The organism is Streptomyces sp. NPDC054975, assembly GCF_053609105.1.
The window spans coordinates 91701-102671 of record NZ_JBSGWV010000023.1 but is presented as its reverse complement, the minus strand read 5'-3'; the positions used below and the strand labels follow the sequence as shown (position 1 = coordinate 102671).

Annotated in this window: 9 protein-coding genes; 4 read left to right on the top strand and 5 right to left on the bottom strand. The window is 68.8% G+C overall.

All coding sequences use genetic code 11. The features are described 5' to 3' along the window. Positions 1-116 precede the first annotated feature (116 nt). On the top strand, positions 117-1124 hold the full coding sequence (gene hemB / locus ACWF79_RS21300; RefSeq protein WP_453729683.1) for a porphobilinogen synthase: 1008 nt from the start codon (positions 117-119) through the stop codon (positions 1122-1124). On the opposite strand, the gene ACWF79_RS21295 is transcribed toward hemB, so the two are convergent. Further along, a complete protein-coding gene (locus tag ACWF79_RS21295) occupies positions 1114-1992 on the bottom strand; it encodes an NAD(P)-dependent oxidoreductase (RefSeq protein ID WP_453729682.1) in 879 nt (292 codons plus the stop codon). The genes hemB and ACWF79_RS21295 overlap by 11 nt on opposite strands. A gap of 173 nt (positions 1993-2165) precedes the next feature. On the opposite strand from ACWF79_RS21295, the gene ACWF79_RS21290 reads away from it, so the two are divergent. Continuing rightward, positions 2166-2435 carry a DUF1876 domain-containing protein gene (locus ACWF79_RS21290; RefSeq protein ID WP_315895382.1) on the top strand — a complete coding sequence of 90 codons (270 nt, stop codon included), beginning with the start codon at positions 2166-2168 and terminating at the stop codon, positions 2433-2435. Positions 2436-2540: 105 nt separating this feature from the next. Here the strand turns inward: ACWF79_RS21290 and argS are convergent, their stop codons facing one another. After that, positions 2541-4301: an arginine--tRNA ligase gene (gene argS / locus ACWF79_RS21285; protein WP_453729681.1), complete on the bottom strand. Its 1761-nt coding sequence runs from the start codon at positions 4299-4301 to the stop codon at positions 2541-2543. 210 nt (positions 4302-4511) lie between these two features. On the opposite strand from argS, the gene lysS reads away from it, so the two are divergent. Further along, positions 4512-6239 (top strand): lysine--tRNA ligase, encoded by a 1728-nt coding sequence (gene lysS, locus ACWF79_RS21280; protein WP_453729680.1) that lies wholly within the window; start codon positions 4512-4514, stop codon positions 6237-6239. 135 nt (positions 6240-6374) lie between these two features. On the opposite strand, the gene ACWF79_RS21275 is transcribed toward lysS, so the two are convergent. The 3 genes from ACWF79_RS21275 to ACWF79_RS21265 form a co-directional block, all read right to left on the bottom strand. Then, the gene (locus tag ACWF79_RS21275; protein ID WP_453729679.1) at positions 6375-7640 is read right to left on the bottom strand and encodes a DUF2637 domain-containing protein; all 1266 of its coding nucleotides are present in this window, start codon (positions 7638-7640) and stop codon (positions 6375-6377) included. 139 nt (positions 7641-7779) lie between these two features. Beyond that, positions 7780-8496, bottom strand: coding sequence for a DUF3558 family protein (locus tag ACWF79_RS21270; RefSeq protein ID WP_453729678.1), 717 nt, complete (start codon positions 8494-8496; stop codon positions 7780-7782). A 132-nt stretch (positions 8497-8628) separates the two neighbouring features. After that, a complete protein-coding gene (locus tag ACWF79_RS21265) occupies positions 8629-9474 on the bottom strand; it encodes a DUF3558 domain-containing protein (protein ID WP_453729677.1) in 846 nt (281 codons plus the stop codon). Between the two features lie 173 nt (positions 9475-9647). On the opposite strand from ACWF79_RS21265, the gene ACWF79_RS21260 reads away from it, so the two are divergent. Then, the gene (locus ACWF79_RS21260; protein ID WP_453729676.1) at positions 9648-10841 is read left to right on the top strand and encodes an RtcB family protein; all 1194 of its coding nucleotides are present in this window, start codon (positions 9648-9650) and stop codon (positions 10839-10841) included. Positions 10842-10971 lie beyond the last annotated feature (130 nt).

Sequence of the window (10971 nt, the reverse complement as noted above, 5' to 3'; positions counted from 1 at the left end):
GGGTGAGTCCGCCCGGGGTGTCTCCGGGTACCGGGTGACCTGGGGCGGAAGGGGCGGGGCGTTGCTGGAGGGGATCGGGCTCGACGCGGTCCCGTGGCGGGCGTAGCCTCGGGGCTATGAACTCGTACGGAACCTTTCCCGGGGCGCGGCCGCGGCGGCTGCGGACGACTCCTGCCATGCGGCGGATGGTGGCCGAGACGCGGCTGAGCCCGGCCGACCTGATCCTTCCCGCGTTCGTGCGCGAGGGCATCACGGAGCCGCGGCCGATCACCGCGATGCCCGGGGTGGTGCAGCACTCGCGGGACACCCTGCGCAAGGCCGCCGTGGAGGCGCTGGAGGCCGGGGTCTCCGGGATCATGCTCTTCGGCGTGCCGGAGGACGACAAGAAGGACGGCGCCGGTACCGCCGGGACCGACCCGGACGGGATCCTCCAGGTCGCCATCAGGGACGTGAAGGCCGAGGTCGGCGACGACCTGGTGATCATGTCGGACCTGTGCCTGGACGAGTACACCGACCACGGGCACTGCGGCGTCCTCGACGAGAACGGACGCGTCGACAACGACGCCACGCTGGAACGTTACGCCGAGATGGCCCAGGTCCAGGCCGACGCCGGCGTCCACGTCGTCGGCCCCTCCGGGATGATGGACGGACAGGTCGGCGTGATCCGCGACGCGCTGGACACCATCGGCAAGGAGGACGTGTCGATCCTCGCGTACACCGCGAAGTACTCCTCCGCCTTCTACGGCCCCTTCCGCGAGGCCGTCGGCTCCTCCCTGCAGGGCGACCGCAAGACCTACCAGCAGGACCCGGCCAACCTCCGTGAGTCGCTGCGGGAGCTCGCCCTCGACCTGGAGGAGGGCGCCGACATGGTGATGGTCAAGCCCGCCGGCCCCTACCTCGACGTCCTCGCGAAGGTCGCCGACGCCGTGGACGTACCCGTCGCCGCGTACCAGATCAGCGGCGAGTACGCGATGGTCGAGGCCGCCGCCGAGAAGGGCTGGATCGACCGCGACAAGGCCATCCTGGAGACGCTCACCGGGATCCGGCGCGCCGGCGCGCAGATGATCCTCACCTACTGGGCGACCGAGGTCGCCCAGAAGCTCGGCCGCCCGTTCACCGCTTGATCAGCATCTCCACCATGCGTGACATGCCGTCCTCCGCGTAGCCCTCCTTGATCGCCCGGTCGAGGAGGGCCTGGAGCGGCTCGAACAGCTCGGTGCTGACGCCCTGCGCCTGGAACGTCGAGAGGAAGTTGGGGAAGGCCGCCTGGTTCACGGCGAGGCTGGACACGTCCGTGAGGTGCTTCCCGGAATCGACGTCCCTGGCCATCTGGGGGACGACACCGCCGAGCATCGCCGTGACCCACGGGACCAGCAGCTCCGCGTACTCCTCGGCGCCGATGTTCTCCGTACGGACCAGGGCCAGCGCCTGCACCACGCCGGCGAGCATCCCGTACATGCCCGTCAGCAGACCCAGGTCGTACAGCGCCGCCAGGCCCGGGTCGGTGCCCGTCCACCTTGTGCCGCCGAGGACCGCCAACGTCTGCCGGTGCGTCTCGTACGCCTCCTCGTCACCGCTGTAGAAGACGTACGCCGCCGGGGTCGCGATCATCTGCGGGACGGCCATGATGCCGCCGTCGACGTACCGGGCGCCGAAGGCCGCGGCGCGGGCCGAGAGGGCGCGCGCCTGCTCCGGCGTCCCGTTCGTGAGGTTGACCAGGGTCTTTCCGGCCAGGGAGTCGCCAAGGCCGGTGAGGATCTCGTCGACGTTGTCGTTCGTCAGCACACACAGGACCACGAGCGGGCTCGCCGCCACCGCGTCCGCGGTCGTGGCCGCCGGTTGCGCGCCCTGGGCGACCAGGGGGCCGGTCTTGGCCGGCGAACGGTTCCAGACGGTGACCTGGTGGCCGGCCTTCAGAAAGGCCGAGGCGAGGGCGGAGCCCATCATCCCGAGGCCGAGCACGGACACGGGCGTGGAGGACGTTCGGGACATGGGGGTGCTCCAGGGCTGGAAATCGGAGGTTCGAGCCGGCGTCCGGCTCGCATTCGATCCTTCTCCGGGCCCGTTCGCCCCACAAGTACCGACTTAAATCTCAGGTACGCACCGATTGGTAAGGGAGGGCCCCGCGGCGCACCCTGGAAGTACCTCAGGAGGTGGTCCTCATGATGCACACCCTTGTCGGATGGCACATCGAGATGGAATTCCAGGAGGACGGCGACCGGACACGGGCGGCCGCCATGGTGCGGCTCGGCGACGGCACCGAGTTCCGCGCCCAGGGCAACGCCCACCGGCACCCCTCCGACCCGGAGCAGTTGCGGGTCGGCGAGGAGATCGCGGGCGCACGCGCGCTCATGGACCTCGCCTCTCAGCTGCTCCAGAAGGCCCACGTCGAGATCGACGAGGTCTCGGGACGGACGTCCCACCCGATCCGCTGACCTCGGCCGATCAGCTGACCTCGGCGATCGAGACGACACGAAGAGGCCCCGGCACGGTACGCCCGTGCCGGGGCCCTTTCACAGTCCGTTCCCGGACCGTACGGATCAGAGGCGCTCGGGCGTCCGGATGCCCAGCAGCGCCATGCCCTGGTGGAGCGTGCGGGCCGTCAGGTCGCAGATGAACAGGCGGTTCTCCGCGACCTCCTGCGGCGGCTCGGGCTTGATGACCGGGCACTGGTCGTAGAACGTCGTGTACAGCGACGCCAGCTGGTACAGGTACGCGGCCAGCTTGTGCGGGGCGTACTCGGCAGCCGCCTCGGCCACCGTCTCGCCGAACTGGTCCAGGTGCAGGCCGAGCGCACGCTCCGCCGGAGCCAGCTCCAGCTCGGGGTGGGCGAGCGGGGTACGGTCGCCCGCCTTGCCGAAGATCGACTTGATACGGGCGTACGCGTACTGCAGGTACACCGACGTGTCGCCGTTGAGCGACACCATCTGATCCAGGTCGAACTTGTAGTCCCGCGCCGCCGACGTCGACAGGTCCGCGTACTTCACCGCGCCGATACCCACCTGGGCACCCCGCTCGGCGATCTCGTCCTCCGTCAGGTCACGCGCCTTCTCCCGGACCACCGACGCGGCCCGGTCGATCGCCTCGTCCAGCAGGTCCACCAGCCGGACCGTCTCGCCCTCACGGGTCTTGAACGGCTTGCCGTCCTTGCCGAGCACCGTGCCGAACGCCAGCTGGACCGCCTTCACGTCCTCGTTCAGCCAGCCGGCCCGGCGGGCGGTCTCGAAGACCATCTTGAAGTGCAGGGACTGCCGCGCGTCGACCACGTACAGCAACGTCGACGCCTTCAGGTTCCGCACCCGGTCCCGGATCGCCGACAGGTCCGTCGCCGCATAGCCGAAACCGCCGTCGGACTTCTGGACGATCAGCGGCGTCGGATTGCCGTCCGGGCCCTTGATGTCGTCGAAGAAGACACACAGCGCGCCGTTGGAACGGACCGCGACACCGGACTCCTCCAGGATGCGGCAGGTCTCCGCCAGCATGTCGTTGTACCCCGACTCACCGACGATGTCGGGGTCCCGGATGTCCATGTCCAGCTTCTCGAAGACCGAGAAGAAGTAGATCTTCGACTCGTCGACGAACTTCTGCCACATCGCGAGCGTCTGCGGATCCCCGGCCTGAAGCTCGACCACCCGGCGGCGCGCCCGCGTCTTGAACTCCTCGTCGGAGTCGAAGAACTTGCGCGCGGCCTTGTAGAGACGGTCGAGGTTCGACATCGCCTCCTCGCCCGACACCTGGGCGTCCTTGTGGTCCAGCTCGTGCGGGTGCTCCTCCAGATACTGGATGAGCATGCCGAACTGGGTGCCCCAGTCGCCGATGTGGTGGCGACGGACCACCTTCTCGCCCGTGAACTCCAGGATCTCGACCATCGCGGCGCCGATCACGGCCGACCGCAGGTGGCCGACGTGCATCTCCTTGGCCACGTTCGGCTGGGCGTAGTCGATCACCGTCGTACCCGCGTCCTGCGCGAACGGCACACCGAGGCGGTCGTCGGCGGCACGCGCGGCGAGGGTCCTGACGATCGCCTCGTCCGTGACCGTGATGTTCAGGAAGCCGGGGCCCGAGACCTCGATCTCCTTCAGCACGTCGTTCGCCGGGATTCCGTCGACGACCTTCGTCGCCAGCTCACGCGGGTTGCCCTTGAGCTGCTTCGCGAGCGCCAGGATGCCGTTGGCCTGGAAGTCGGCCCGGTCGCTTCGTCGCAGCAGCGGGTCGGCGGAACCGGCCTCCGGCAGAGCCGCGATGAGACCTTCCGCGAGACGCTGCTGCACGGTCGAAGCGAGGGAAGGGACCGAGGCCATGAGCTTCCGTTCCTGTCGGTGGTTCGTGGTGGGTTATATCGCTTGTCAAGTGTCCCATGGGTGGGCAACGTGTTTTCTCCACCTGTGGACAACCTCGGACTGTGGACAACCTCGGAGCGGGCTGTTCCGTCTGGGAGAATGGCTGACGTAAGGCCGCAAGGCTTTCGAGCGCATCCAGAGAGACCATCCAGGAAGAAGGACGTACCGACCGTGGCTCAGAGCAGCACCGAGACCGACTGGGTCTCCCGTTTCGCGGACGAGGTCATCGCCGAGTCGGAGCGACGTGCGCCTGGCAAACCGGTCGTCGTCGCCTCCGGCCTCTCCCCCTCCGGCCCCATCCACCTGGGCAACCTCCGCGAGGTCATGACCCCGCACCTGGTCGCCGACGAGATCCGCCGCCGGGGACACGAAGTCCGCCACCTCATCTCGTGGGACGACTACGACCGGTACCGCAAGGTGCCCAACGGCATCCCGGGCGTGGACAAGGACGGCTACGAGCAGCACATCGGCAAGCCGCTGACCTCCGTCCCCGCCCCGCCCGGATCGCCCCACCCGAACTGGGCCGAGCACTTCAAGGCCGCCATGGTCGAGTCGCTCGCCGAGCTCGGCGTCGAATACGACCCGATCAGCCAGACCGAGCAGTACACCGCCGGCGCCTACCGTGAGCAGATCCTGCACGCCATGAAGCACCGCGGCGACATCGACGCCATCCTCGACCAGTACCGGACGAAGAAGACGCCGAAGAAGCAGACCCAGAAGCCCGTCGACGCCGCCGAACTGGAGGCCGAGGAGGGCTCCGGCGCGGCGAGCGAGGACGACGGCTCCGGCGGCGCCGGCGGCTACTTCCCGTACAAGCCGTACTGCGGGCAGTGCGAGAAGGACCTCACCGCCGTCACCTCCTACGACGACGAGACCACCGAGCTGGCCTACACCTGCACCGCGTGCGGCTTCTCCGAGACCGTCAAGCTCAGCGATTTCAACCGCGGCAAGCTGGTCTGGAAGGTCGACTGGCCGATGCGCTGGGCCTACGAAGGCGTCATCTTCGAGCCTTCGGGCGTCGACCACTCGTCCCCCGGCTCGTCGTTCGTCGTCGGCGGCCAGATCGTGCGCGAGATCTTCGCCGGCGTCCAGCCGATCGGCCCCATGTACGCCTTCGTCGGCATCAGCGGCATGGCCAAGATGTCCTCCTCCAAGGGCGGCGTGCCCACCCCGGCGGACGCGCTGAAGATCATGGAGGCGCCGCTGCTGCGCTGGCTCTACGCCCGCCGCAGGCCCAACCAGTCCTTCAAGATCGCCTTCGACCAGGAGATCCAGCGGCTCTACGACGAGTGGGACAAGCTGGAGGCCAAGGTCGCCGACGGCTCCGTCCTGCCGGCGGACGCCGCCGCCTACGCGCGCGCCGCACGCACCGCCGCCGGCGAGCTGCCCCGCACCCCGCGCCCCCTGCCGTACCGCACGCTCGCCTCGGTCATGGACATCACCGCCGGCCACGACGAGCAGACCCTGCGGATCCTGACCGAACTGGACCCCGAGAACCCGGTCACCAGCCTGGACGAGGTCCGCCCCCGCCTGGACCGCGCCGAGAACTGGATCACCACCCAGGTCCCGGCCGACCAGCGCACCGTCGTCCGCGACGAGCCCGACACCGAACTGCTCGGCTCCCTCGACGACGAGGGCCGCGAATCCCTGCGCCTCCTCCTGGAGGGCCTGGACACGCACTGGTCCCTGGACGGCCTCACCACCCTCGTCTACGGCGTCCCGAAGGTCATGGCCGGCCTCGACCCCGAAGCCAAGCCGACCCCCGAGCTGAAGGTCGCCCAGCGCTCCTTCTTCGCCCTGCTCTACAAGCTCCTCGTCAGCCGCGAGACCGGGCCCCGCCTGCCCACGCTCCTCCTCGCCGTCGGCGCCGGACGCGTACGCAAGCTGCTCGGCGCGTAACCGCAGAAACGGCAGAAGGGCCGCCACCGGGAACCCGGTGGCGGCCCTTCGCCATGAGGGCACGAACAAGTGGCGGCCCCTCGCCATGAGGGCACGACGCACGGGCCCGCGGCGGGAAGCCCGGCCCCCTGCCCGTCACGGGATGTGGTTCTCCGCCATCTCCCTCTCAAGACGGTGGCGCAGCTGCGGAGTCAGCTCCCGAAGGATCGACGCGCTGCGCGGGTGGTTGATCTGATACGTGTCGCTGAGCCATATGTCGAGCTGCTCCGCGTTGGGGAAGTCCTGCTTCTCCTCCACATAGCTCCACATCGCCTTGTAGGCCGCCTCGGCGAACTCGTCCGGGTGCGGCTCCGGCTCCACGTACTCCGGATACTCCTGGAACTGCTCCAGACCACCCTGCTCCTGGCGGGGCCCCGGCACCGGAAGCTCCTCCGGACCATAGGGAACCGCCACCGGCGTGGGCTCCAGACCCTCCACGATCTGCGGCGCGTAAGACCCTTCGTACGCCTCCGGGGGCAGCTGCTGGGCCTGGAACCACGGGCTGTCGTGATTCGGCTCCCCCTGCTGCTCCTGCTGCTCCTGCTGCGGCGCCTGGGGGCCCTGCTGCTGCACGGAACCCTGAGACGCCTGCGTCAGCTGAGGCGCCGACTGCGAGGCCGGGACCTGCACCGGCTCCGCCTGAGCGACCACCGGCTGCGGCGGCAACAGGACCGGCTCGATACCCGCCGCCGCCAGCCCCGCCGGCGCCGTCTCCGCCAACGGCACACCGTACTTCGCAAGCCGCAACGGCATCAGCGCCTCCACCGGCGCCTTCCGCCGCCACGCCCGCCCGAACCGCGCCTGAAGCCGCGCCTGGTAGATCAAACGATCCTGCTCCAGCTTGATCACCTGCTCGTACGAACGCAGCTCCCACAGCTTCATCCGCCGCCACAACCGGAACGTCGGCACCGGCGACAGCAGCCAACGCGTCAGCCGCACACCCTCCATGTGCTTGTCCGCAGTGATGTCGGCTATGCGACCCACCGCGTGACGCGCCGCCTCCACCGCCACCACGAACAGCACCGGGATCACCGCGTGCATACCGACACCCAGCGGGTCCGGCCACGCCGCCGCGCCGTTGAACGCGATCGTCGCCGCCGTCAGCACCCACGCCGTCTGCCGAAGCAACGGGAACGGGATCCGGATCCACGTCAACAGCAGATCCAGTGCCAGCAGCACACAGATACCCGCGTCGATACCGATCGGGAAGAAGTACGAGAAGTTGCCGAAGCCCTTCTCCACGGCGAGCTCGCGCACAGCTGCGTACGAACCCGCGAAACCGATACCGGCGATGATCACCGCACCGGCGATCACCACACCGATCAGCACCTTGTGCGTGCGTGTCAGCTGCACCGCGGCCACCCGCGATCCCCTCCCGTCAATCCACATCTCGCGGGCACAGCGTGGCACACGCGCGAGGAGCCCGACCCCCGGGGGAGGGACAGGCTCCTCGAAAACGTGCGCAAATACGGGTGTACGCGACGCCCGACGGCTTCCCGGCCTACTTGTTCGCCGCCGCGACCGCCGCGACCGCCTCCTTCGACGCCTTCACCGCGCCGTCCATCACCGTCTTGTCCGAAGGCGCGTCCGCCCCCGCGTAGCCCGCGCCGTTGTACGTGAGCAGCACCAGCACATTGCCCGTCCGCGCCACGACCGACACGTACTTGAAATCCTCGTCCGTCTTCTTCAGCTCGTACGCCACGGTCTTCGACTGGTCACCGATGCCCGACGCGTCCGCGGTACGCAGCTTCTTCGCACCCGCGGTCGCCTGCAGCTTCGCCAACTCCTTCGCGAAGTTGTCCTGGGCGCGCTTCTCACCACTGCCGAGGGTCGCGTCCGACGCGTAACGGTAGAAGGAGACATCGAGCCAGCGGTACTGCGAGCCCTTCACACCCTTGTCGTCCAGACCGTTCCACGAACAGCCGCCCCGGCTCTCGACATCGCTGGACGCCGCCGCCGTACCGTTCTTCACCTTCGCCTTCGGCACCAGGCTCGCGGTCGTCTTCTCCGAGATCGACTTGCAGACATCCGGCAGCTTCGCGAACTTCGCGGGCTCGACCGACTTCGTCGACGGCGCGGCGCTCGGCGTCGCCGAACCCTTGCCCTTGTCCGGCGTCGAACCACCATCGGAGTCCGAGGAGCAGCCGGCGACGACGAGCATCACCGGGACGGCTGCGCAGGCGAGTATGCGGGTGAGTCGCGGGGCTGATCGGTGCATGGTTCCTTCAGTCGCTTGTCGTACGGTCCGGATTCCGGTGCGGTGCGGTGCGTGCGGTCGGGAGGGGACCACGCCGACACGTTACGTGGTCCAGGAGCGGTCACGGAGCGGATCCGAACGCCTACCGGAGCGCTACTCCTCCAGGCGCTCGGCCAGCAGACGGGCCAGATTCCGGGCCTTTTCCTGCAGTTCCCGGCTGTCGGGAGCATCCGCCGAACCCGTCGTCTGCTCCACGTACTCGACCGTCACGATCACATTGGATGTGCGGAACACCACGCTCACCGTCCGGTGCCGGCCGTTCGCGCCACCCGCGCTGAGCGCGTCGTCGAGGAACGCGACCTGCCCGAGACCCTCCAGGACACGAGGCTCCAGACCGGTGGTGGCCGCGCCGGAGGGGCTACCGGTGGACGGGCCGCCCGAGCTCCCGTCGGGAGTTCCCGGCGACGTACCGGGAGGCGTCGTGGTCCCGCTCGGCGTGCCGGACGCCCGGGCGCTGGGAGTCGTCCCCGTCGGGGTCGGGCTCGGCGGCGGCTGGGGGAGGTTCGCCGCGACCTGCTTACGCGAGAACACCTCCTGCGCGCGATCGTCGTCGCTCACCGTCGGGTCGTACGACACCACCCGCTCGATGTCGAGCCGCAACCGGTGCATCGCGTCCGGGGTGTCGGCCTTCCAGCTGCAACCGACACGACGGTCGGTGTCGTACGTGACGTCGGCACTGCCCCGGTACGCCGCGTCCCGCTCGTCGTCGGGGAGCTGGGCCGCGCCGGGGAGCAGGTCGCGGAGGGTGTTCTGAGGGACGGCGCCGCAGGGCTCGAAGAGCGTGCGGTAGCGGCCGGGGGGAGCGGCGGGGGCGGCCGGACCGGCCTTGGAGTCGACTGCCTCGGCGCCGGAGCCGGCACCGGCGGAGCATCCGGTGAGCCCCAGGACGAGCGCCGCGCCGAGCGCTGCCAGTCCGGGTACGTACGCCTGTCGCTGCACGCTCTCAGGCTCCCTTCTCCCGAAGACTTCCCCGAAAACCCTTTGCCGCCGGATACCGGTCGGTGGACACAATGTCTATCGCACGCGCTGCCGTTGATGCCGGTCCGTCGTCACCTGTACGGGCCTTGGAGCCGGTTTTTGCGTTATCAGGCTTTTGGGGGAATCGAGGAAGTATGTCGTATGTAGAGGTACCGGGTGCGAAGGTACCCATCCGGATGTGGACCGATCCTTCCATGATCGAAGACGGCGCGATGCGCCAACTCCACAACGTGGCCACCCTCCCGTGGATCAAGGGCCTGGCCGTGATGCCGGACGTGCACTACGGCAAGGGCGCGACGGTCGGCTCGGTGATCGCTATGCGCGGGGCGGTGTGCCCGGCGGCGGTGGGTGTGGACATCGGCTGCGGGATGTCGGCGGTGAAGACGTCCCTGACGGCGAACGACCTGCCGGGGGACCTGTCGCGACTGCGGTCGAAGATCGAGCAGGCGATTCCGGTGGGGCGGGGGATGCACCGGGACGACGTGGATCCGTCGCGGCTGTACCAGTTCCCGACGGCGGGCTGGGACGACTTCTGGTCGCGCTTCGACGAGATCGCGGAGTCGGTCAAGTTCCGTCATGAGCGGGCCCATAAGCAGATGGGAACGCTCGGAAGTGGAAACCACTTCATCGAGTTCTGTCTCGACGAGTCGGGTGCGGTGTGGCTGATGCTGCACTCCGGCTCGCGGAACATCGGCAAGGAGCTCGCCGAGTACCACATCGGCGAGGCGCAGAAACTGCCGCACAACCAGGGGCTCGTGGATCGCGATCTGGCGGTCTTCGTGGCGGACACCCCGCAGATGGCGGCGTACCGGAACGATCTCTTCTGGGCGCAGGAGTACGCGAAGTACAACCGCGCGGTCATGATGGCTCTGTTCCAGGAGGTCGTCCGCAGGGAGTTCCGCAAGGCGAAGGTGTCCTTCGACCAGGTGATCTCCTGTCACCACAACTATGTGGCGGAGGAGCGGTACGAGGGGATGGACCTGCTGGTCACCCGTAAGGGCGCGATCCGGGCCGGCTCCGGTGAGTACGGGATCATCCCGGGCTCGATGGGCACCGGTTCGTACATCGTGAAGGGGCTCGGCAACGACGCGTCCTTCAACTCGGCCTCGCACGGCGCCGGCCGGAAGATGAGCCGGAGTGCGGCGAAGAGGCGCTTCTCGACGCGGGACCTGGAGGAGCAGACGCGGGGCGTGGAGTGCCGTAAGGACTCCGGCGTCGTGGATGAGATTCCCGGTGCGTACAAGCCGATCGAGAAGGTCATGGAACAGCAGCGGGACCTGGTCGAGGTCGTCGCCAAGCTGAAGCAGGTCATCTGTGTGAAGGGCTGACGACAGATTGCTGAGAGGGGGCGGCCCGGGGGCGGCCGCCCCCCACCCGCGGGGCCGACGTTGGGGTGGGCCGGGGGGTTTGTGGGCGGGGGGGGGGGGGGGGCGACCAAGAGGTAGGGGTTTTGGTGGT